The organism is Selenomonadales bacterium, from assembly GCA_018335585.1.
In the GTDB taxonomy this organism is placed as follows: Bacteria; Bacillota; UBA994; order UBA994; family UBA994; genus UBA994.
The window spans coordinates 19,699-41,705 of record JAGXRZ010000063.1 but is presented as its reverse complement, the minus strand read 5'-3'; the positions used below and the strand labels follow the sequence as shown (position 1 = coordinate 41,705).

The 22,007-nt window shown below is 52.7% G+C and carries 21 protein-coding genes; 3 read left to right on the top strand and 18 right to left on the bottom strand.

Translation table 11 applies throughout. The features are described from left to right. Positions 1-28: 28 nt before the first annotated feature. From rplT to KGZ66_11640, 8 genes are all read right to left on the bottom strand, one after another. A complete protein-coding gene (gene rplT / locus KGZ66_11675; GenBank protein ID MBS3986245.1) occupies positions 29-388 on the bottom strand; it encodes a 50S ribosomal protein L20 in 360 nt (119 codons plus the stop codon). A 28-nt stretch (positions 389-416) separates the two neighbouring features. Next, complete coding sequence (rpmI, locus tag KGZ66_11670; GenBank protein ID MBS3986244.1) at positions 417-617, bottom strand: 50S ribosomal protein L35; 201 nt, start codon at positions 615-617, stop codon at positions 417-419. 14 nt (positions 618-631) lie between these two features. Next, positions 632-1,186 carry a translation initiation factor IF-3 gene (infC, locus tag KGZ66_11665; GenBank protein ID MBS3986243.1) on the bottom strand — a complete coding sequence of 185 codons (555 nt, stop codon included), beginning with the start codon at positions 1,184-1,186 and terminating at the stop codon, positions 632-634. Between the two features lie 269 nt (positions 1,187-1,455). Beyond that, the gene (gene hcp / locus KGZ66_11660; GenBank protein ID MBS3986242.1) at positions 1,456-2,745 is read right to left on the bottom strand and encodes a hydroxylamine reductase; all 1,290 of its coding nucleotides are present in this window, start codon (positions 2,743-2,745) and stop codon (positions 1,456-1,458) included. A 96-nt stretch (positions 2,746-2,841) separates the two neighbouring features. Next, a complete protein-coding gene (locus tag KGZ66_11655) occupies positions 2,842-3,141 on the bottom strand; it encodes an MTH1187 family thiamine-binding protein (GenBank protein ID MBS3986241.1) in 300 nt (99 codons plus the stop codon). A 19-nt stretch (positions 3,142-3,160) separates the two neighbouring features. After that, positions 3,161-5,071 carry a threonine--tRNA ligase gene (thrS, locus tag KGZ66_11650; GenBank protein MBS3986240.1) on the bottom strand — a complete coding sequence of 637 codons (1,911 nt, stop codon included), beginning with the start codon at positions 5,069-5,071 and terminating at the stop codon, positions 3,161-3,163. A 348-nt stretch (positions 5,072-5,419) separates the two neighbouring features. Continuing rightward, positions 5,420-6,601, bottom strand: a complete 1,182-nt coding sequence (locus KGZ66_11645; GenBank protein ID MBS3986239.1) for an MFS transporter — start codon at positions 6,599-6,601, stop codon at positions 5,420-5,422. A gap of 91 nt (positions 6,602-6,692) precedes the next feature. Beyond that, on the bottom strand, positions 6,693-7,589 hold the full coding sequence (locus KGZ66_11640; protein ID MBS3986238.1) for a putative sporulation protein YtxC: 897 nt from the start codon (positions 7,587-7,589) through the stop codon (positions 6,693-6,695). A gap of 284 nt (positions 7,590-7,873) precedes the next feature. Between KGZ66_11640 and KGZ66_11635 the strand changes: the two genes are divergently transcribed. Then, complete coding sequence (locus tag KGZ66_11635; protein ID MBS3986237.1) at positions 7,874-8,395, top strand: hypothetical protein; 522 nt, start codon at positions 7,874-7,876, stop codon at positions 8,393-8,395. Positions 8,396-8,604: 209 nt separating this feature from the next. Here the strand turns inward: KGZ66_11635 and KGZ66_11630 are convergent, their stop codons facing one another. From KGZ66_11630 to KGZ66_11620, 3 genes are all read right to left on the bottom strand, one after another. After that, positions 8,605-8,844, bottom strand: coding sequence for a recombinase family protein (locus tag KGZ66_11630; GenBank protein ID MBS3986236.1), 240 nt, complete (start codon positions 8,842-8,844; stop codon positions 8,605-8,607). Positions 8,845-9,064: 220 nt separating this feature from the next. After that, positions 9,065-9,850, bottom strand: a complete 786-nt coding sequence (locus KGZ66_11625) for a Fic family protein (GenBank protein MBS3986235.1) — start codon at positions 9,848-9,850, stop codon at positions 9,065-9,067. Between the two features lie 106 nt (positions 9,851-9,956). Further along, positions 9,957-10,613 (bottom strand): Crp/Fnr family transcriptional regulator, encoded by a 657-nt coding sequence (locus KGZ66_11620; GenBank protein MBS3986234.1) that lies wholly within the window; start codon positions 10,611-10,613, stop codon positions 9,957-9,959. Positions 10,614-10,711: 98 nt separating this feature from the next. Here KGZ66_11620 and KGZ66_11615 point away from each other — a divergent pair, with 98 nt between their 5' ends. Both KGZ66_11615 and KGZ66_11610 read left to right on the top strand, forming a co-directional pair. Continuing rightward, positions 10,712-11,344: a 4Fe-4S binding protein gene (locus tag KGZ66_11615; GenBank protein ID MBS3986233.1), complete on the top strand. Its 633-nt coding sequence runs from the start codon at positions 10,712-10,714 to the stop codon at positions 11,342-11,344. A 1,187-nt stretch (positions 11,345-12,531) separates the two neighbouring features. Then, positions 12,532-13,713 carry a thermonuclease family protein gene (locus KGZ66_11610; GenBank protein ID MBS3986232.1) on the top strand — a complete coding sequence of 394 codons (1,182 nt, stop codon included), beginning with the start codon at positions 12,532-12,534 and terminating at the stop codon, positions 13,711-13,713. 350 nt (positions 13,714-14,063) lie between these two features. Here KGZ66_11610 and KGZ66_11605 read toward each other — a convergent pair whose 3' ends face one another. The 7 genes from KGZ66_11605 to KGZ66_11575 form a co-directional block, all read right to left on the bottom strand. Then, the gene (locus KGZ66_11605; GenBank protein MBS3986231.1) at positions 14,064-14,636 is read right to left on the bottom strand and encodes a hypothetical protein; all 573 of its coding nucleotides are present in this window, start codon (positions 14,634-14,636) and stop codon (positions 14,064-14,066) included. Continuing rightward, positions 14,636-16,294: a DEAD/DEAH box helicase family protein gene (locus KGZ66_11600; protein MBS3986230.1), complete on the bottom strand. Its 1,659-nt coding sequence runs from the start codon at positions 16,292-16,294 to the stop codon at positions 14,636-14,638. Before KGZ66_11600 ends, KGZ66_11605 begins: the two co-directional genes overlap by 1 nt. Then, positions 16,294-18,582 (bottom strand): ATP-binding protein, encoded by a 2,289-nt coding sequence (locus KGZ66_11595; protein ID MBS3986229.1) that lies wholly within the window; start codon positions 18,580-18,582, stop codon positions 16,294-16,296. Before KGZ66_11595 ends, KGZ66_11600 begins: the two co-directional genes overlap by 1 nt. Positions 18,583-18,681: 99 nt before the next feature. Then, positions 18,682-19,653, bottom strand: coding sequence for a DNA cytosine methyltransferase (locus tag KGZ66_11590; protein MBS3986228.1), 972 nt, complete (start codon positions 19,651-19,653; stop codon positions 18,682-18,684). Between the two features lie 69 nt (positions 19,654-19,722). Then, positions 19,723-20,289 (bottom strand): recombinase family protein, encoded by a 567-nt coding sequence (locus KGZ66_11585; GenBank protein MBS3986227.1) that lies wholly within the window; start codon positions 20,287-20,289, stop codon positions 19,723-19,725. Positions 20,290-20,660: 371 nt separating this feature from the next. After that, complete coding sequence (locus tag KGZ66_11580; GenBank protein MBS3986226.1) at positions 20,661-21,470, bottom strand: Fic family protein; 810 nt, start codon at positions 21,468-21,470, stop codon at positions 20,661-20,663. A 30-nt stretch (positions 21,471-21,500) separates the two neighbouring features. Then, on the bottom strand, positions 21,501-22,007 hold the full coding sequence (locus tag KGZ66_11575) for a hypothetical protein (GenBank protein ID MBS3986225.1): 507 nt from the start codon (positions 22,005-22,007) through the stop codon (positions 21,501-21,503).

Below are 22,007 nucleotides of genomic sequence, written 5' to 3'. Positions count from 1 at the left end.
GCTATTCTACACTGTCGGCTGCCCATCTTTACGGCTGGAACTGCTGCTTAGCTAGGGTGACTAGTTGACCAAATGAAGCCGGTTCACGCACTGCAAGGTCTGAGAGCACCTTACGGTTCATAACGATGCCCGCTTTCTTGAGACCATTCATAAGTCTACTGTAAGACATGCCGTTAATGCGTGCGGCAGCATTGATACGGGTAATCCAGAGTCTGCGGAAATCACGCTTTTTGCGCCTGCGGTCGCGGAAGGCGTAGTAGAGTGCTTTCATAACTTGCTCATTGGCTACCTTGAATCGCTTGCTCTTGGCGCCCCAGTAACCTTTGGCTAGTTTGAGAATCTTCTTATGACGAGCCCGAGCGGTGACGCCCTTCTTTACACGTGCCATGGTGGTTCCTCCTCAGTGTTTTGTGCCACTAAAATTTGTAGGGGATAAGCGCCTTGAGGCGACCCATGTCGGTCGCGTGTACAAGATGCGTTTTGCGCAGGTTGCGCAGACGCTTGGAAGTCTTCGCTTCGTTTAGGTGGTTCTTCATGTTGCTGCGCCTTAGGGCCTTGCCTGTGCCGGTAATCTTAAACCTTTTGGCGGCGCCGCGGTGTGTCTTAACCTTTGGCATGGTGTGACCTCCTATTAACTCTGTTGTTTCTTGGCGTTTAGGAACATGCTCATGTTCCGCCCCTCAAGCCTCGGCTCGCGGTCAATGGTAGATAAGTCCTGTACTAACCTATAGAAGGCCTCGAGCACCTGCTTGCCGCGCTCAGCATGCGAAACTTCGCGCCCGCGAAAGCGCACCGTGACCTTAACGCGGTCGCCGTCCTTAAGGAACTGCGTGGCGGCACGCGCCTTAGTTTCTAGGTCGTGATCGTCAATGTTAGGGCTAAAAGTAAGCTCCTTGACGTTAATGATGTGTTGCTTCTTGCGCGCTTCGCGCTCCTTTTTGCTCTGTTCGTACTTAAACCTACCGTAGTCCATAATTCTACAGACTATGGGTTTGGCCGTTGGGGCCACGTTAACAAGGTCTAGGCCTCTCTCTTGCGCAATGCGCAAGGCCTCGCGAAACAGCTTAATACCTAGCTGTTCGCCATTTTCATCGATTAGGCGCACTTCGCGGGCTCGGATTTCCTCGTTTACTTGCGGCTCAACGGTCTTTGCGTCTTTGTTAATGGGGTATCCACCTCCTGGAATTAAGTTTGTACAAATTTAAGGAGCGGGTTGATTCACCCGCTCTAAGCAACACAGCAAAACTGCGCACTATTTACCTGCCGATACGTCGACGAGGTGAGAAGCGGATGGCTCCTGCTTTGTTCTCGTCGATTATATTCCGAACTGAGCAGGGCTGTCAAGCCCTAGATGTCGTCGCCTGGAGGACCTTGTAGGGACGTGCGTTTCGCACGTCCGCGGACGTGCCACAGGCACGTCCCTACACCCGAGGCAGGCTTTTCACTCTGCACACCCTAGCCGAGCATCGCAGCCAAGTCGTCAGCGGCGTTGCCGATAAGCTTCAGGTTAAAGTGTGTCTGCAGAGCAGAGAGCACTCCCGGCGTAATAAACTCCGGCGGCTTTGGCCCGATGTAGATATTCTGCACGCCTAGGCTAAAGAGCCCCAGTAAAATAGCTACCGCCTTTTGCTCAAACCACGACAACACGATGCTAAGCGGCAGATCGTTTACGCCGCAGCCGAATGCCTCCGCTAAAGCGACGGCAATCTTAACCGCCGAACCGCTGTTGTTGCACTGCCCGAGGTCGATGTAGCGCGGAATGCTTGTGCCGGGCACGACACCGAAGTCGACATCATTAAAGCGGAACTTGCCGCAACTAGTAGTCAAGATAACACAGTCCTGTGGCAAACTTGTGGCGAGCGTCCTGTAGTACTCTCCACCCTTCCCCGGCGCATCGCACCCGGCAATGACGAAGAACCTCCGAATCTTACCTGACTTCACTGCCGCGACAATCTCAGGCGCAATACCAAGCACCGTCTGGTGATGGAAGCCTGTAGTCAGCGTCTTGGCGGAGTCTACGTTTGCGGCAGGTAAGGCAAGGGCGCGTTCGATCAGCGGCGAGAAGTCGTCGCCAACAATCTTCTGTACGCCTTCAAGTCCGGCTACGTCACAGGAAAAGAAACGGTCGAAGTACGTCCCTTTAATCGGCATCAGGCAGTTGGTCGTGCCGAGAATTGCACCGGGGAACTCCTCGAATACTTTGCGTTGGTCGTACCAAGCCTTACCTACATTGCCCTTGAGGTGAGCGTATTTCTTTAGGTGCGGGTAGCCGTGTGCGGGCAGCATCTCCGAGTGGGTGTAGATGTTAATCCCCTTGCCCTCGCTCTGCTTCAGCAGCTCCTCTAGCGCCAGCAAGTTGTGCCCGGTGACTAGGATAGAATGCCCCTCGACCTTGTCCTGCGAAACGACCACAGGTTGTGGTACGCCGAGGCGGTCAAGATGCGCGCGGTCAAGTAAGTCCATCACCTTAACTGCTGCTTTGCCTACCTTCATGGCCATGCCTAGGTGCTCTTCTAGGTTGAAGTTAGAATTAGTCAGCGTCATATACAGCGCCTCGTGCGTAACACCATCCACCTCGGGGTCGGTGTAGCCGAGCTGCCGCGCATGCGTGGCATAGGCAGCAATGCCCTTCAAGCCAAAGATCGTGGTGTCCTGAAGGCTCGCGATGTCCTCGTTCTTGCCGCACACGCCGACCTTGGTGCAGCCGCCCTTGGGGGTCTGTTCACACTGATAGCAAAACATCATAGACCGTAGCTCCTTCCAAATACTTAACTTGGTTCAACAACAGTCTAGATGATTTACTTCACTTTTTCAGTGACAAATATCACAAATCTGCCGGGCCTAAAGCTTCTCCTCGACCGACTCGACTTTCGCAGTCATGGTGGCTTCTTTATCGCGGCGGTCGTCGATTTTTATTTGGGTGGAGACGCGGAGGGCACCTTTGGTAAAGGGCACTTCGTGCATTTCCTGAATGACAGCTAGAATTTCACTGAGTTCACCCTCAATGATTGTCCCCATCGGGGTAAGCTGCCACTTAAGGTTAGGCTTAGCGCGTAGCACCGCGTGGCACGCCGCGACGTAGGGGCTAATACTAGTGCTACCTGTGCCAATAGGCGTAATAGAGACGTGCACTATAGCCATAACATTGCCTCCTTTACTCCTATTTTTTGTCCTTGATCTGTTGGGTGAGATTCGCGATAACTTCGGCTAACGGCGCAGCTCCGCGGTCCCCACCTTCGCGCGTACGCACAGCTACCGTGCCCTCTTGTACTTCTTTGTCGCCGATAACCAGCATGTACGGCACTTTCTGCATTTGCGCCTCGCGAATCTTAAAGCCAATTTTCTCGTTGCGGGCGTCTAGCTCCGCGCGGATACCGGCTTCCTCTAGCTCTGCTACTACCTTCTCGGCGTACTCGCGCGCGCGGTCCGTTATGGGGAGCACAGCAGCCTGCACAGGCGATAACCACAGTGGGAAAGCACCCGCGAAATGCTCGATAAGCATAGCGATAAACCGCTCGATGGCGCCGTAGAGAACGCGGTGGATTACTACCGGCCGATGCTTTTCGCCGTCTTCGCCGATGTAGGTAAGGTCAAACTTCTCCGGCATCTGAAAATCTAGCTGAATAGTCGCACACTGCCAACTGCGGCCGATGCTGTCCTCGATGTGAAAGTCAATCTTTGGGCCGTAAAACGCGCCGTCGCCAGGGTTAAGCTTGTAGTTAATGCCTTTGTCCTTAAGCACAGTCTCCAGCGCCGCTTCGGCGATGTTCCACACCGCAATGTCCCCCATCGCCTTTTCGGGGCGCGTGGAGAGCTCTACCCTGTACTTTAAGTCAAAGATGGTGTAGAACTTGTGAACTAAGGCGATAACTCTCGCCACTTCTGCTTCGATTTGGGACGGAGTCATAAAGATGTGGGAGTCATCTTGCGTAAAGGCGCGCACCCGCGCCATGCCGTGTAGCGCTCCCGATAGCTCATGGCGGTGCACGAGCCCGAGTTCGCAGTACCGCAGGGGCAAGTCCTTATAGCTGTGGAAGCCATTGCGGTAAACGAGCATGGAGCCTGGGCAGTTCATGGGCTTAACCGCGTAATCGAGGTCGTCGATTTTGGTGAAGTACATGTTTTCACGGTAATGTGCCCAGTGGCCGGAGCGCTCCCACAAGACGCGGTTTAGGATAATCGGCGTGCGAATCTCTTGGTAGCCGGCCTTCCTGTGCTCTTTGCGCCAGAAATCTTCCAGTTCATTGCGAATAATCATGCCCTTGGGATGATAAAACGGGAAGCCGGGCCCTTCTTCTTGGATACTGAACAAGTCAAGCTCTTTGCCTAGCTTGCGATGGTCGCGCTTTTTGGCTTCCTCAAGCCTGTGCAGATACTCGTCAAGCGCGGCTTGCTTAAAGAAGGCCGTACCGTAAATGCGCTGCAGCATGGGACGTTTTTCATCGCCACGCCAGTAAGCACCGGCAATAGAGAGCAGCTTAAATGCTTTAACAAAGCCCGTGTCGGGAAGATGCGGCCCCGCGCAAAGGTCGAGAAAATCGTCGTGCTTGTAGTAGGTGAGTTCGGCGTCAACCGGCAGGTCTTCGATAAGCTCAACCTTAAAGACTTCGTTCTGACTGCGAAACATCTCGATGGCCTCGGTCCGGTTGATGGCGTGGCGCTTAAGCGGGCTCTTTTGGGCCACGATTTTGCGCATCTCGGCCTCTATGCGCTCTAGGTCTTCGGGCTTGAAGGTTTCGGACACGGCGAAGTCGTAGTAGAAGCCGTCCTTAATGCTTGGGCCGATGCCTAGTTTAACCCCTGGGAACAAGCGAATGACTGCTTGTGCCATCACATGTGCCGCGGTGTGCCGCAGGACTTCAAGCGCGTCGAGTGAGTCGGAGGTAAGGATTTGCACTTGTGCCTCATCCGGCAAGGGGCGCGCGAGGTCGACCACTTGGTTGTTTACTTTGGCGGCTACGGCGTCTTTGGCGAGGCGTGGGCTGATGGCTTCGGCTAGGTCGCGGGCGGTTGCTCCCTGCGGCAGTTCGCGCTTAGCGCCGTCACTTAGATACACACTGATGTTCTTCATTTTGTTTCCTCCTAAGTTAAATTTAGATAAAGCAAAAACTCCCCGTGCCACTGCCTTAGCAGGGACGAGGAGTAATTCCCGCGGTTCCACCCTTGTTGGCCGAGTGAGTTTCACGATATAAACTCACGGCCCATCTTAAACGCTTAACGCACGTGTACGGCAAACCTTCGCGCCTTCGTTGACACGAAATGCGCTCGGCCGCAGCTCAGGAGGTGGTAGACTCTGCATACACCTAAAGGGCTTTCAGCCTGTGAACTTCGCTAGCCGCTAAATTCACATGGCCCTTTTCTCTGGTGAGGCGTCTGTGCGAGCCTTCCTCCGTCAAAGCTTTTAAATACTATATCTCATCTAAACCGCTTCGTCAACGGCAGGTTTTGCGAAGCGATGTGCCAAACGGCTTGGGGCCAGCAAGAAGGTTGCGCCAAACACCAGTGCCAGAATTGCGGCCACAATAAACGGTGCCTGCGCGGACTCGGCGTACATCCAGCCCGCAGTGTAGGGGGCGACGGCAGTAGCGAAGCCGGTAGCCAAATTGTACATGGCAAAGCTCATCCCGAGAGTCTTCTCCTCTACAACGCCGCTTACTAAAGCCGTCATCAGCGACATCATCGCATTGGTGCCGCCACGCACAAAGAATACAATGGCGAGCACAATGGGCGACGGATAAAGGAGCTGCAGAATATAAGACACAGCAAAAACCAGTAAGCAGCCGCCCAGCACCCGCCACGTGCCGACTCTGTCGGCGAGGCGCCCGAGGACAGGGGCCAAGAGTGCGCCGCCAACCGCTGCAACCGAGCCGAGCAGACCGATGCGCAGCAAGCTTAGCCTAGCTACGTCCTGCAAGTAAGGCGTGTTAAAGTTAAACGGCAGGAACATCACGTACCAGACCCCGACAAAGACTACGACCAGGAGCCAAAACCGCTTCGGATACAAGCGAGGGTCAAGGCGTAGCGGGGCCTTCGCTAGGCAGGCGGTAGGCGGGTTAGGCGCAAGCTTAAGCAGGATACTGGCAGATAGAGCATAAAAGAGCAGACTCGCCGCAAACGTCACGCGCATGGACCACTGCTCGGCCAGAAAACCACCTAACGTCGGAGCAAAAATCATCCCGACAGAAAAGGCAGAGTGGACGGTAGCAAAGACAAAGCTTCGCTCGCTAGGTGAACTCCGCGAGGTCATGTAGGCCTGCATAGCATTCGTGCTAAACATAGAGAAATTGATAAGAAAGTAGCCGGGAATCAGCCACATCCAGTGTGGCGCATACGCGAAAATTAAAGGTGCGGGAACACACATTGCCCAACCAATAAGCATTAGGCTCCTGCGCTCATAGCGATCCGTCCATATTCCGCCCGGCAGCGCGGCCACTGCGCCAATCGCCATGGCAATAGCACTAAGTAGCCCCAACTCCACCGCGCTTGCGCCAAGCTCGCGAATATATGCGGGCATAATAACGCTATAAAGGCCCGTGCCTACGGCAAAGAACAACAGCGAAAAGTAGATGATTAATAGATCTCTGGGTAATTTGCGAAACATAGGCGGCCTCCGTTCTGCTGTTCTAAGCTATCACAAGGCCAAAAAACTTACAACCCCCCGACCTCGGGGGGCTACCGTTACCTAATATGCACTATGGCTTTGCCGCCTCCTGTGTCGCACTTGAACGCGTTCGGCGACACAGTTCGCACACGTCGCATTCGGTCAGACGGCCATCGAAAATATTGCGTATGGTGTCCCCGAGCTCGTTCCCCCTTTGTATGTTCTTACCATGCAGGATAAGCCGAGCGGGTGCTAACGTAATCAAGGCACTGATCAACAAGTCTTCATAACTTACGTCAGATTCACAATCCCCATCACCGCTGAAGCCGTCAAGATATTGGTGCCGCACAGGCTCACCATCCACGCCGAAAATGTTGCAGCGGCCCTCGGCGGTAAGCACAAGATGTACCAAAGGCAACTTCGGCTGCTGAATATCCACAAAGTAGCGCAAGAGACGTATGAACTCGGTGTACTCCTTGGCTACGAGAAACTCGTCAACCGCCTCACTCACTGTTTCGCCAAGTTCAGGCAGAAGATGCCGCATACGAAACCTGAGAAATCCATCCGCGTTAATGTGCCGGTTGTGGGCAAGAAACTCCTCAATCGTATCCCTGAGCTTTGTCCACCTTAGACCCCCTGTTTGCAGGAGGCGTTCCGTTACGAGCTCAATCTTGTGGCGCTCCTCGGCACTAAAGTAGCCGAAGTCGCGCTGAATTATCTCCGCTAGCTTGCGCTGACACCAATCCTCAATCAAAAAGTCGGCAAGTGCTGCTGATGTGCACTGTCGCCCCAAATGGTTTAGCTCAGAGAACGAGAAGCTGCTCTCCGGAGCAACGTCGACCATAACGCTGATGCTATTCACCGAGCGGCCCCTAGTTTCGAGCACCTCTACGGTGACGCCTTCGTCCACGAGACACTGCAGCTTCTGCGCCAGCCTCTCGCGCAGCAGGTAGGTGGGAGCAGTGGTTCCGATAGATACGACTTCCATCCACATCACACTCCCTTCGTTCAGAAGTAGTATATGTGCAGGCAAAATCGTTCATACGGAAGGGAGGTTCCAGTTTATGTCGCCACCTTTTCAGCGCCTAGCCAGTCTGTTTAGTTCGCAGGCTTCCTTCAGTAACATATATGCTGTGGCCGAGTCGCCGTGCTCAAGTAGCATCACCCTCCTATTGTGTCATCGCGTCACAATATTGTCCTTGTGCCACATACTGTGCAGATTATATCATGTATTTGGCAGCTAATCTTGACGAAAGAACGGGGAGTGCAAAGATGGAAGCGAAAATGGTTTGGGCAAAGCGTGCAGTAGTAGTTGTTCTGTTGCTAGTCGCAATCGGCGGCATCATGTATTTCCGCGCCGAGGAGCGGAAGGCAGTTGACCGTGAGCGATTGATCAGAATTGGGCAAAATTTTGCAGCGTCTGTGTACCACGCCCATGCCTATTTCTTACTTGCGGCCTCGTCTAGTCCTGAGGAACACAACAAGCATATCCGGATCGCGGGAGGGCATATTATGGCAGCCAGAGCAGCCGGCCGCTGGCTAGCTGATGAATTGCAGAGACAAGACATGTTTGCTGTTGCCGGGTATGCCCACTACTTTAGTGCTGTCAATGGAGAGGCTATCGTGGCCTATAAAGGGCCGGGAGTTGACCCCGAGTTAGATCGAAGAATCGGGATTATTTCCGAAAATGTCCGCAGGCTCAATGAAGCTCTGAACTGGGAGTTGTGGACTACTGGGGACAGAGCCAAAATCCAAAGCGCCATCGACGGATTGGAGCTACTACCGCCAAGGTAGTGTTTGCTGAGTGAAGGGGAGCGGGCGCCGCTCCCTTCAGCCTTATGGCTCCCTGACATCACTATCCTATTATGTTGTCACGTCACACTATTGTCCCTGTGCCACATACTGGGCACATTATGTTATGAACTTGGCAACTATTCTTGACGAAAGGAGCAGTAGGTGGACATCGCCGTATAGGCCCCTTCTTAAGGAGGGGCCTATTAGCGTCACGCGACACTATCATTGGCCCGCGACAGTGTTGCCACCAGAGCTATTCTTTGGGTAGGATGAGTTTGTTGAGTGTGGAGGTGCTCGTGCCTACCGCTCGCGTAGTCAACAAACACCTTCTCCACGCCAAGGTCACGCATCAAAGACTCTTGGCGAGCCGTGTTCTGTTCAGTAGTGCTAACGCGCACATATCCGAAAAAGAGACGCCACTCGTATGGGACAACGCCATACAAACCCACTAGAGGATACCCTAATGGGACTTGCATCGAAAACGACAGGCACGGCTGGCCCGTGCCTGTTGCATTACAATTCGCCCTTAACGGCGGCGAAACGCCCGGATACACGACTCGCTCTTAGCGGTGGCGAAACACCTTGGATTAAACCAGCTCCCCACCCAGTAGTACATATGCCATCGTTCTGCGTCAAGCCCGCGCCTGCCGGACCCTAGACGGTCTGCTGTCAGGTGCGCAACAAGCCTCCCCTGATTTCGTCCTTCGTCGGCAATTGGAGCAACCGACAATAGTCCTTCTGAGTTTCAATCACACATTCAGCGATGAGCCTGAAAAATGGTGTGTCATCCGGGTTTTTGGCCCGTTGCGCCGCACGCAGAGCATCGATATACTCCCCGCGGAGCACCGGCGGGATGATGGCAATACCAAAGCCATCCTGGACCAGCGCTAAATTCATGAGCAAGCGCGCCGTGCGGCCATTACCATCGACAAACGGATGAATGTCGACCAAGCCCTTGTGAAGGCGTGCCGCATACTCGACAGGATGAACTGAGCCCCTCAGCGCATTCATTTCCGCCACAAAAACCTGCATCGCGGCAGGCACCACATCCGGTCCCGGCGGCACATAGTCGGTTCCCGAGATAAAGACGCTGACCTGACGGTAGACTCCGGCGTTGTCTTCGTCGAGGAGAGCATAGAAGAGTTTATGGAGTTTTAATATCTGCTCCTCTGAAAGCGGAGTGTTGCCGTCTCTTGCTAAGGTCAGCATAAAGTCGTAGGCCTTGGCGTGGCCGGCCGCCTCATAATAGTCTCGTATAGGCTTGCCTCCTACCGTCAGCCCGTCTTCAAGCAGCACCTTCGTTTCGGTAATGGTCAGCGTGTTGCCCTCCAGAGCGTTGCTAGAGAAGGTAAGCCCTATCTTGAAATACTCGTCGAGGTTCTTGGCCTCGCGTGTGCTTAACGGACGTGCTGCTGCAATCTGATCTTTATAGCGGTTGGCTTTCTCATAGAGCAACTTAAGGCTCCGATCGCATATCACCCAAACACATCCTTCCACGGTGTATCGTTCAATCATCCTGCCACAGACATTCCAGCGGCCTCGCATCTCCTGCCGCTTCACATTAGGGTGTCTCTCTCCATATCTTCTGACAGACAACATGGGTGGCATTATAATCAATCAGGCCGTCTAATTTCATTCTTTGTAGCTCTCGGGATAGCGATGTCCTTTGGGCGCCAATTCTCTCTGCGAGGGCTTTCTTGGTAAGCGACAATTTGATATGGCAGCTACCTTGTCTCTTGACCTCATTAGCGAGATAAGCAGTGATCCTCTCGCGAATTGTTCTTCTAACGTGGTGCTTAATCTTATCGCCTAATGTAAGGGCATGGCTCGAAACGCACTCCAAGTAACATTCCAGAAAATATGGGGATTGACTACAGAGAACAAAAGTACGCTCTTTAGAAAAGCGCACAAGCTCCACTACGGTTTTTGCGCTGACGGCGAACGGATAATGAGGATCCTTAGAGAACATCAAGTTGCCGCCGATTATGTCCCCTGACGAAAACTCTGCAATAGTGAGTAGATTGCCTTCCTCATCGATGCGTTCAATCATTACGCTCCCTTTGACGACAACCTCAAGGCTGTCACATCGATCGCCTTCAAAGTGAATCACTGCGTCTTTTTCATAGCACACGCTCCTTATGCTACCATCTTGTAGACAAGCATCTAGTACATCAGCAGGGAGCGCTTTGATTATCGAGACCTCACGCAACTGCAACATGGGTCGCCTCCATTGTTTATGCAGCGTTACATCCGTAACACTTTCTTAGTCCCTCTTAGTATATACTCTTTTCAATGAAGTGAAAGGGTGGTTGAACTATGGCCAAAGCGAGAACATCCGTTGAAGTAGTTCTTTTTATAGTGTTTGCTCTATTAGTTGTCACTGGCAATATGGTGATTTGGCTAGCCGTTTTCGTGGTTGGGTTATTAACTGCGGCGCTATTTGGCAGATATTTTTGCGGATATATATGTCCAATGAACACACTAATGCGAGTCTCCGAAAAGGTAGCTAAACGAATGAATTGGCAAAGGGACACGATACCTACATGGCTCCGGAATCCTAATATGCCGTGGTTTGTGTTGGCACTCATGATTAGTACGGTGATTGTTTTCAGACAAATCCTTCAGCGCGAGTTCCCATTCCTCCTGATACTATTGGTTCTTTCGTTCATAATGACGCTTCGACTAAAACCGTGGGTGTTCCACAATCTCGTCTGTCCGTATGGAGCATTACTCAGACTCACTGGAAAGTATGCAAGATTCGCGGTATCAGTAAAGGCAACAGGCTGCGTCCGCTGTCAAAAATGTGAAGAGGTTTGCCCTGCCAATGCCGTCACGGTTACCCCTCTGACCGAGGTTGCAGAAATAGATGCGACGCTTTGCCACCAATGTGCTGACTGCATTGCGGCATGTCCTACTGCCGTCATAAGTTATCAGTACCGCAAGCGCTAGACTATTTCAAAGCCTACGTAATGGTTGCAATATAGCATCAAACCGCCAAGGGCTTAAAACCCTTGGCGTTCCTAGTTCTTATGGTGGGAGCAACAGGGTTCGAACCTGTGACCTCTACCGTGTCAAGGTAGGGAGCGCTCTTTGCCCTCCTTCGGTCGGCTCGGCTGGAGTCAGCAATAGCAATGCTTTTTGGCCCCTTCGGCGAACACATGTTCTGCTCGTCTATGCCCCTCTTGGCTGGCTTACGGTAGAACTTTTGGTAGAACTTTTGCTGACTGACCCGGCAGCGCGACCCACTGATTAAGAGTTAGGTGCTTGGGGTTGCAACACGTACTAGTGTGTAGCTGTTCGCTTCCAAAGTCCAGCTATAGCAAGGGTTTCCGAGGATCGACCGATGCGCAGGGAGCAGGGCATTGCAGTATGTTGCGTCGGCGTTGCTGTCAAAACTGCTGTCAAATTAGGATGCCTACTGTCTCTGATTGCGGCCGCAACCTCCGTTCTCCTCCTCGCTCTGTTGGTTCGCGAAGGAGCCGAACGCCCATGGTATGGGAAACGCCAACAAAACAAGCGGCGGACAAAAATCTCTAATGCCTGTTTTAACGAGTCAAGTGAATCATGAGTGCCGTTCTCCAGCAATAAGCCTCGTAATCAATACCATGCAAAGCACCATGATTAAACCAACGGCTACTATAGCGAACAGATTCCCTGTGTGGGCCATATCCAACAATGCGGCGGGCGCGCTAGAGATGTTAGACTTTACCCCTAGAATCCCTCCGCCTAGGGTGAGCACACCAGTTATCACCCGGTACCCCAGTGTGCTTGTTGCGCTAGGATAAAGGAAATTAGGGGCGTTCCGTCTTAACAATCTTAGTAGGGTGGCCCCCACCGCCGCGCCAAGTAGGAAGTTAAAAAGAAACGCTATCCCTTCTTGAAACACCTTTTAGCAACCTCCTTCCCTGCAATCACCTAGCCTGCTGTCCTGCCCATCTCCCCGAGATCCCAGATCGGAGCCTCCTCGGCTCTAAATGTGCTGCACATGTCTTGGATTGCCACCTTGCGTGATTGAAACGCAACGCCCGTTTGATATAATGGGGCTGATGTCCAGCACGGTTGCCCAAGGGATAATCCTAGCGAAACGTCCGCTCGGTAGGTTGAGCCATGTTCGCAAATCGGGAGGAGGAAATCCATTGTTAAGAGACGGTGCTAGAAGACTGTCTGCGGTTACCGTGGCGATGCTCCTAGTCTTCACTACTTCACTTGGGTTAGCGGAGCAGCCCATTAGCGTAGTTGTAAACGGAAGAGCGCTGGTAATGGATGTGCCGCCAGTCATCAGAAGTGGCCGCACCTTAGTCCCACTACGCGCGATCTTCGAGGCCTTAGGAGCATCCGTGGAGTGGAATGATGCCACACGGACTATTACGGGGAGAAGGGCTGAAACGACCATCACTCTGCAAATCGACAACCCGTCTGCAACCGTCAACACCGCTAGAGTCACGCTGGATGTGCCGCCGACTATTGTCGGCGGACGCACGTTAGTTCCGGCTAGGTTCATTGCTGAGAGCTTGGGTGCCCGTGTTGGCTGGAATGAACAGACTCGCACCGTCACCGTAGACTCCGCCACGACGGCTATTCGCACCTCAGCTGTACAAGTGACAAGTATAACCGACGGCGATACGATACGTGTGCGTCTCAGTTCTGGGCAAGAGGAGAGGGTGCGCCTGATCGGCGTGGATACTCCGGAGAGCACCACCGAGATCGAACCCTTCGGCAAAGAAGCCGCGGCGTTCACCAGGCAACAGCTAGAGGGTAAAACCGTTCATCTAGAACTGGACGTGTCTGAACGGGACCGATTCGGTCGTCTATTGGCGTACATTTGGCTTGAACAGCCGACCAGTGACACCGTGGCAGAAGTCAGGGCGAAGATGTTCAATGCTCGTCTCTTGCTAGAGGGCTTCGCAAGGATCATGACAATTGCTCCGAACGTTAAGTACTCCGAGATGTTTGTGACATTGGAGCGAGAAGCACGCAATGCTAACAAAGGCCTGTGGGCGGCCACTGCCCCGCCAGCAACTACAACAGTAGCCATCACTGAAGTGGACTTAGCAGGAGAACGAGTGGTTATTGCTAATCGCGGCCAAACCAGTGTAGATATATCTGGTTGGGTTTTGGTAAGCGAGAACGGCAATCAAAGGTTTACCTTCCCCGCGGGCACGGTAATTGCTATGGGATCCAGCATCATGGTTGTCAGCGGCCCCAATGCAACAGCGGGGCCAGGGCGGCTAGTGTGGACGAGATCGCACATTTGGAACAACGAGGGTGACCCGGCGGTGCTGCTTGACAACACAGGGCGAGAAGTGAGTCGCCGCTAGGACGGCACAGGCATGCTTTTCTCGCTCAACCTGCGTTCGTGCAGCCCTTCTGGGTGAGTCCAGTCACCCAGAAGGGATGTTAGGAGGCACCCCATGTAGCACCAGCCCGGCTGGCCTGTAGGTTTCTGCCTCTTTCCGTTGTGCAAATGCTTAATCCGATCCCAGGCGGTGGGCATACTGCGGGCTCTCTCTCTGCAAGGGAGTGTGTGGGTTTCAACGGCGATGCTTTACCGGACGATCCCTCCAGTCAAGCGGTGGGGCTGGATCTATCTCTTGTTCCATCTCAGACAGTTGCAGGATGCCGACACATGCCTGTTCGATTGATCGTGGTTTGAAGGCGCATCCCGACATTACGACGAGCAGAAGTACACCTTAACGCCAACGGCCATTAGTGCTCTGGTAATCTGGTTCTTGTCGCCCTCGGTGATGCCATAGTTAATGACCGCCAGTTGAAGACATATGGAAGGGTAATTCTCGTCAACGTGATTCCTCTTGAGACGGGCGATATACTCAAGAACTTTCCGAAGCGCACTTTCCCATTTCAGCACTGTGCCCCTGCCAACGATGAAGAATCGTCCGTCTGAGGAACGGCCCACGACAATTTCTCCTTTATTCTCCACAATGGCAACCTCACCCGCACCGAATGTACTACGGATAACTTGGACTGGGTCGTGCCCCCGAAGAACTTGTTCCGCCTTCCTCTTCGTATAGGCGTTGAGAATGCCGTCCTTGATATACACCCTCACCTTGTCTGCTGCAACATACTCCCCAATTATGCCGCCAATCTCCGGATCGTTAACAAGGTCGTCCATAAAACGTCCGTTCTCTACGCGCCCTTTTAAGGCATATCCGTGTAGGTCGGCCTTTTTGAATACTGCTCGTTTAAGCTGGGCCGCAACACCTGTCGGCAACGCTTTCGGCATTAGAACCCCTCCGGGAACGTAAGCTTGACCTCGTCATCAGAACCACTGAGATCAGCCATGTCCTCAATCCATATATTCACAAAGCGCTCCACCCTAGCATCGGAGAAGGAAACAAAACCTTGCTCTAAGAACAAAATCTCTTTTTCTCGCCCTTTTTCTTTGCCCTCGTTATTCATCCCGACCATTTCCGCCATCCTTCGGATATCGGAGACGAAGTCCAAAACGATAACCTTGTCCTTCCCCTCCGAAAGCCGTAGCCCACGCCCAAGCTGCTGTACAAATATGCGCCTTGAATGCGTAGCCCTCAGGAACACGAGGATATTCACATCCGGTATGTCAATGCCTTCGTTCATCACATCGACTGCCGTGACCGCACTATAATTTCCAGCCGAAAAACCGAGGAGCCGTTTGCGCCGCTCCGCTTTGTCCGTGATAGACAAGGCGGCGGTCGGGACTCCGGCGGCTGATAGCATCGCTGCGAAACGGTTGCTGTGTTCAATCGAAGGAGAGAATACTGCAATTCGTGGGGTCGGCACCGTATTGACGATGTTTTGAATTTCAGCGATAACGGCTTCGTCGCGCTGAGGGAGAAAGAGGCGCTTATTTAAGTCCTTAATGGAGAGCTTCTGTTTGCTGATACTTAGCATGCCGTCCCAGTCCACATTATCGCAGAGGATACGGTAGTCCACTTTTGACAAATACCCCATCGCCATGCCGTCAACTAAGGAGACCTTGGCTAGCGGTTCGCCAAAGACAGTGTTGAGGTTCTGCCCGTCTCCCCGCCAGGGCGTAGCAGTCATTCCAATAAGAAACCTCGGCTTCAAATGGTCAAGGCAGGCCCTAAACCCATACGCCATCGCGTGGTGTGCCTCGTCAACTATTACAGCATCAAATCGGCTTTCTTCGATGCCCGGTAGGTAGCCGTACAGGCTTTGATATAGACCGAAAGCAACTCCCTCTGTATTCTTAGGAGGTATCCCGTCAAAGAAGACGGATGTGGGAACCTCTTTCGTAAGCTGCGGCCAGAAGCCCTGTTCAAGTTGTTGCGCCAAGTCTGTCTGATGGCAAAGCACCAGAATGCGACGACACCCGCGCTCCCACAATTGCTGCGTGATGGTCGCTGCAATCACTGTTTTGCCTAGGCCAGTAGCGACAATATAAAACGCCTTCTTACCGCCTTCGTCAAAAGCCTTTATTACTTTGTTGACGATTCCTTCTTGATAGGGTCGAAGCTCTCTGAGGGCTGCACTTTCGTTTGGCATTTGGTCAATCACATTCTTGATAAATGCCCCATTCCAAAGCTTCAGCCTATAGCCATGCGTCTCCAGTTGTTTTTGCCGAACCTTGGCAGTGTGCGTGAATTCGCCATTAGTAGCGACGGCCGCTATTTCTGCCCCATAAAAGGACAAGGCGGTCACCGCCTCCTGCATTGCACTTGGCCCAATGTATCTGTCTCCCGCCACCGCTTTTGACTGAACGACCCAGGAAAGAACCTTTCCCCCCTCGTCGCGCATCGCCAATAAGTCTGCCCCCATATCTCCAGAGCCGTCAATAACGGCAGTGTCTTTCCATCCGATATGTGCCATCATTCTCGCTACCGCACGTACAAGGCCTTTCCAGTTGTTCCCTTCGGAAATGTCTTGCGTATAGAAGTTCATCACACCAACTCCCCCAACAGAAAGTCGATGCTCAGCGAGGCGCGAGACAGCTCGTTCTTCAAGTCACGCTGCCCAAAACCTGTATTTGCCATCACCCGAAGTGCGTCCTTTAAGAACGACATAACACGCTCTTTTGACTCATTACGGCTCCGCTCCGTAGCTTTCTCATCCGAGAAACTAATACTTGTGTATGGAGCAGTGACCACCTTGCCATCGAAAACCCGTTCGGGGAACCTGTCAACGAGGCGCAAGAGGGCTTTTTCCGGCACGTACTCCAACGCATCATATCCGCTCTCCTGACATGTCTGGAAGCGTTGAATCAGCGCTGGGTTGAAGAGCATCCGATTTACGGTGTCCTCCACGTCGCCAGTGGACTCATGTATACACTGCAGTACGCTAATAGCCTGCGGTCTCAGTGCATCGACCATCTTTTCCCGCAACGTGGCAAAGGCCTTCGCCGCCCGATCCTGTAATGACTGTCGGTCAATCTTCGCCTCTGGCATTGTGTTCTGAACGAGGGTAGAGAACACCTCAACCACATCAGCAAGGTTGTCTCGGGCCTTTAGCTTCTCGGCTAGATATTGGAGCAGCAGCTCCTTTGGGCTGATTGGGAACTGTGCTAAGACGGGATGCGCCGGGTCGTAAACAAAAGTGCAGTCAATGCCGCTTGATGAAAAGAAGCAGGGCTTGCGCTCACCGTTTGCGAGAATTTCTGTGCCGATCTTCAGCTCATAAGCCCGAACATTTAGTGGGGCTGCTCTGCCGAAGCTATATTTCCCAGTTAGCTGCCCAACTTGGGCAGAGTTACGAATAAGCTCATCAAGCTTAGATGTCGCCATTGCAGGCGATGTCACCACTGGCACTAGAGGAGGACTTGGCACCGTAGGTATCGAAGGTGTGCTGCCGCTTCCGATAGTTGAACCCATACTCCCCCGAAGGTATGAACTAGGATCGTCGGAGGGCGCGTCGCCTGGATTCACCGCTGTTGTCAACCTCGTTCCCCCGGTACTACGTTTCTGGTCTTCCTCTTGGGCGGCTTTCCACCAAAGGCTATCATCAATATACTCACGTCGTCCGCTCCGAAAATATCCAGCGTATTCTTTCGCCTTGTCATTCGGCGCAAATAAACACTTCGTTCCAGAGTCGACACGGCGATAGGCATTTGCCAGCACTCCCAACGGTGAAGTAACCTCCGGAGGAAAACCCAATGCTTTACGCCTTTGAGGCAGGAACGGACCCACCCCACAAATCGCCTCGACCGTCTGAGCCCATGAAGTATCCTCTTTGTTAAAGTCGTTCTTTTGATAGACCGGCAGTAAGTAATCCACATGCAGCTCACCCACGATACGGCCACCGATAGTTGATCCGAGCTCAACAGGGTATTGAAGTTCTTTCGCTCCAGTAAAGGGATTGTCGTAGAAGAAGAGGGACTTGTCTGCAATCCTTATTTTGCGCCCGTTACGGACAAAATCGATGCCGTAATCGTTCGGATCGGCGTAACGTTGAATGCCCAGCCAACCGGTAAGGCGCTTGTTTCGCTCCACAATGTTCCCGGGGAGGGTCTCGCCGGTCGACTGAGCAGTGTAATACGGCTCAGCCTCATCCTCTGTGAGATAGCAATTCTTCTCGGTATCGAATAGGGAGTGTCCTAGATCACGGTCAATGTCCACCCTTGCTGGGACATTCGCTTGATTGTGAACCACATAGCGGGCATCCGACCAGACGCAATGGTTCCGGGGCGACAGCTGCCGCCCCTTAACTAGCACCATTATATCCTTCGTCGTGAGTAATGGGGTATAGATTGACTCCAATTGCCTTCTGATATCGCTCTCCTTAGCAATCATGGTATCAGAGATACCGGCTTTCAGCTGGGAGATGATTATCTTTGTCCCTGACTCAAGTGGATTGTCTTTTGGCAGCATCCTAACAGGAGCGAGAAAGCGCCTTGCCTTGATCAACTCACCAAAGTCAATAGTCAGCTCGACCCACTGGGTATCACCGGCGCAGGTCGACCTTATAGTAGTCACCTCGCCGAGGCGCGCGGTCGCTATGTTGAAGCCCATGCCGAAGAGCCCCAAATGGTTTATGGGGTCATTACTGGTATATCCCGCAGTCACTGCGTTCTGTAGTTGTTCTAGGGTCATCCCGCACGCATTGTCCGAAACCTCCACCGTGCGGTCACCCGTTCCGACAGAGTCATTCGACCAGTTGACCACAATTCTCTGCTCTTTGCCATTTTCCCCACTTGCCTCGCTCGCGAGAAATGCGTCGATCGAGTTATCAATCAACTCCGCTAGGCATTGCCACGGCTGAAACGGAATATCTCCTAGCGTCCTCAGAATTCGCGGTTTTGGGGTAATATCAACCGAAGCATGCCCCCCCATTTTTTACACCTCTCTTAATCTTTTCATGTATTCAGCTATGGAGGATGCCACGCGATAAGCCAGCACTGGTGGCACCGCATTGCCTATTTGCGATATGCTTGAAGTGGCAGCATGAGTGAAAACGAAGTCATCTGGGAACGTCTGAATCCTCGCACACTCTCTGACTGTTAGACGACGGTCAAGCGAGTAATGAAACTGAACTCGCGACTTAGGGTTGGCCCGTATTGTATATGCAGGCTTGTCCCTTTTGCTGCTTTCATCACCCTGCCCATTCCCCCTTTTCGCCCTCGACGCCCCGAAATACTGACTCTGGTTAGGAACACTCTCATCCGTCACCTCCACCAGGTCGCCGATAGCCCATTCAATACTCCGCTGTTCGTGTATGAAATCAGCCCTTGGTTGCGCCGGAAACCCATCGAGGTCGGCACGCACGCAAATAAAGAACAACCGGGTTCGTCTCTGAGGAATACCATAGTCGGGAGCGTAAAGCTTCCACACCTCGACTTTATACCCGGCCCCTTGGAGCTCGTTGACAATAGCCTCCTTGACCTTACCCTTTTCCATTCGCTCTAGGTTGATGACGTTTTCTCCGACTACTAATTTTGGCTGGTGCACCTCCATATACCTGATGAGCGCTTTATAAAGTTGCCCTCGTTCAGAGTCAAGCCCACCAAGAGGCCCACACGAGGAGAACTCTTGACAAGGGAATCCCCCTATCAACAAATCGGAGGTTACAATTGTTCTAGCGTCAGCAGCAGATAAGTCTACCATTTGTGCGTGTTCGCCAAAAAAACGATTGTAGGTTTCGATGCATGCAGCATTGTTATCGAATGCCGCCTTTATCTCAAAAGGTAATTTTGGGTAAGCCTCTCCCCGATACTGAAAATCCCCGCGGAAGCCCAAATCCAAACCGCCACAGCCGCAGAAGTATGATACTACTGAAAACGATGGCAAGTTACCATCATCGCGCGTCATAAAGCTACCTCCTTGTCACATTGATGCGACGCTCCGACATTGCTAATCGAACAACCGAACCAGGGCGCATCATTGGCCCGCCTCATACTCCCGAACTCGTCGGTAGAATGTACTTCGCGTAAGGTTAAGTCGGGCCATCGCCTTGACCGCCGTTGTCTTCCCTGTCTTCCAGTCCTCATAAACGCTGCGGAATTTAGCTTTTTCGACCTCGATTTTCTTCCGGCCCTTATACTTTCCCAGCCTCTTGGCGATCGCTACGCCTTCGGCTTGCCGTTGGAGTATATAATCCCGTTCAAGCTCGGCCATAGCCCCGAAAACAGTCAGCATAAACTTGCCGGCGGGAGAATTCGTGTCGATGTTTTCCTTTCGGCTGATAAACTCCACTCGCTTCTCATGCAGCAGTGCCACTAGATGCAACAGTTCGCGCGTATTTCTCGCAAACCGACTCACGCTCTCCACGACCACCGAATCGCCTTCCCGCACAAAGTCGAGGAGCTTTTTGAGTTCCGGCCTAGCAGAATCCTTCCCGCTGGCATGGTCAACAAACACCTTCTCGACGCCAAGGTCGCGCATTAAAGACTCTTGTCGAGCCGTGTTTTGTTCAGCAGTGCTAACGCGTATGTATCCAACTAGCATATAGTTCTCTCCACCTCTCCTGTATCCCTGCACTGTACCAAAGAATTCACAAAATGATTTGGGATATCCCACTTAATACGGCTCAATCTCTACGGGACAACGCCAAACAGTCCCACTAGGGGATACCCTAATGGGCCTTGCGTCGAAAACAACAGGCACGGCTGGCCCGTGCCTGTTGCATTACAACTCGCCCTTAACGGCGGCGAAACGCCCGAATAGACCACTCGCCCTTGTCGGTGGCGAAACACCCGGATACACGACTCGCTCTTATAGGTGGCGAAACACCGTGGATTAAACCGATTGTCCACCTAATAGTATCCGTGCCCTCGTTCTGCGTCAAGCACCCGCCTGCCGGGCAGGCCGGGGTGGTGTCAGGTGCGCAACAAGCCTTCCCCGATTTCGTCCCTCGTCGGCAACTGGAGCAACCGGCAATAGTCCTTCTGAGTTTCAATCACGCATTCAGCGATGAGCCTCAAAAATGGCGTATCATCCGGATTTTTGGCCCGTTGCGCCGCACGCAGAGCATCGATATACTCCCCGCGGAGCACTGGCGGGATGATGGCAATACCAAAGCCATCTTGGACCAGCGCTAAGTTCATGAGCAAGCGCGCCGTGCGGCCATTACCGTCGACAAACGGATGAATGTCGACCAAGCCCTTGTGAAGGCGTGCCGCATACTCGATAGGATGAACTGATCTCCTCAGTGCATTCATTTCCCCCACAAAAACCTGCATCGCGGCAGGCACCACATCCGGTCCCGGCGGCACATAGTCGGTTCCCGAGATAAAGACGCTGACCTGACGGTAGACCCCGGCGTTGTCTTCGTCAAGGAGAGCATAGAAGAGCCTGTGGAGTTTTAATATCTGCTCCTCTGAAAGCGGAGTGTTGCGGTCTCTTGCTAAGGTCAGCATGAAGTCGTAGGCCTTTGCGTGGCCGGTCGCCTCATAGTAGTCTCTTATAGGCTTGCCCCCTACCGTCAGTCCATCTTCAAGCAGCACCTTCGTTTCGGTGATGGTCAGCGTGTTACCCTCCAGAGCATTGCTAGAGAAGGTAAGCCCTATCTTGAAATACTCGTCGAGGTTCTTGGCCTCGCGTGCACTTGACGGACGTGCAGCTGCAATCTTATCTCTATAGCGGTTGGCTTTCTCATAAAGCAACGCAATGCCTCGGTCATATGTCACCCGCAAACACACCCTTTCGTGATCTACCGTTCAATCTTCATCCCAGTAGCCAATAGCCCAATCCTTGACGGCGTTGAATCGCTCCATGTTCCGTGGCTCAATGTCCAGCCCCTCAAAACTTTCACCGTTCATAAAGTAGTAAGAGCCTAGCCCCTCAATAAACGATTGCTCATCAATGTTGTCATAATCAGCCAGCATGTCATTAATCGTTTGATTGATTGACGTGCAGGCTATGCCGCCAAAGTGGACAACCTCAATCCCATCGAACGTATCGACGACAAAGTAGTTGATGTTCTCGTACTTCCCTCGATCCAAGGAATACACATCAATTTGTTTTTCGTTAAGGTAGCCAGGGAATAACCCATGACACTCCAAAGCAGAAGTGCGGCACAAAACAACGTTTTCACCCCGCAACACATCTAGCAGCCATGCTCTATGCGTTGCGTAATTGCCACTGCAAGCCGTGGCTACCTGCCTACCTCTACTTGCTCCTTCGCTTAGCTGCGAGGGCGAGTGCTCGCCAAGAACCTTAAGCAC

Coding starts and splice junctions, on each gene's coding strand:
- rplT (MBS3986245.1), bottom strand. CDS start 388: ATGGCACGTGTAAAGAAGGGCGTCACCGCTCGGGCTCGTCATAAGAAG.
- rpmI (MBS3986244.1), bottom strand. CDS start 617: ATGCCAAAGGTTAAGACACACCGCGGCGCCGCCAAAAGGTTTAAGATT.
- hcp (MBS3986242.1), bottom strand. CDS start 2,745: ATGATGTTTTGCTATCAGTGTGAACAGACCCCCAAGGGCGGCTGCACC.
- KGZ66_11655 (MBS3986241.1), bottom strand. CDS start 3,141: ATGGCTATAGTGCACGTCTCTATTACGCCTATTGGCACAGGTAGCACT.
- thrS (MBS3986240.1), bottom strand. CDS start 5,071: ATGAAGAACATCAGTGTGTATCTAAGTGACGGCGCTAAGCGCGAACTG.
- KGZ66_11645 (MBS3986239.1), bottom strand. CDS start 6,601: ATGTTTCGCAAATTACCCAGAGATCTATTAATCATCTACTTTTCGCTG.
- KGZ66_11640 (MBS3986238.1), bottom strand. CDS start 7,589: ATGGAAGTCGTATCTATCGGAACCACTGCTCCCACCTACCTGCTGCGC.
- KGZ66_11635 (MBS3986237.1), top strand. CDS start 7,874: ATGGAAGCGAAAATGGTTTGGGCAAAGCGTGCAGTAGTAGTTGTTCTG.
- KGZ66_11620 (MBS3986234.1), bottom strand. CDS start 10,613: ATGTTGCAGTTGCGTGAGGTCTCGATAATCAAAGCGCTCCCTGCTGAT.
- KGZ66_11615 (MBS3986233.1), top strand. CDS start 10,712: ATGGCCAAAGCGAGAACATCCGTTGAAGTAGTTCTTTTTATAGTGTTT.
- KGZ66_11605 (MBS3986231.1), bottom strand. CDS start 14,636: ATGCCGAAAGCGTTGCCGACAGGTGTTGCGGCCCAGCTTAAACGAGCA.
- KGZ66_11600 (MBS3986230.1), bottom strand. CDS start 16,294: ATGAACTTCTATACGCAAGACATTTCCGAAGGGAACAACTGGAAAGGC.
- KGZ66_11590 (MBS3986228.1), bottom strand. CDS start 19,653: ATGACGCGCGATGATGGTAACTTGCCATCGTTTTCAGTAGTATCATAC.
- KGZ66_11585 (MBS3986227.1), bottom strand. CDS start 20,289: ATGCTAGTTGGATACATACGCGTTAGCACTGCTGAACAAAACACGGCT.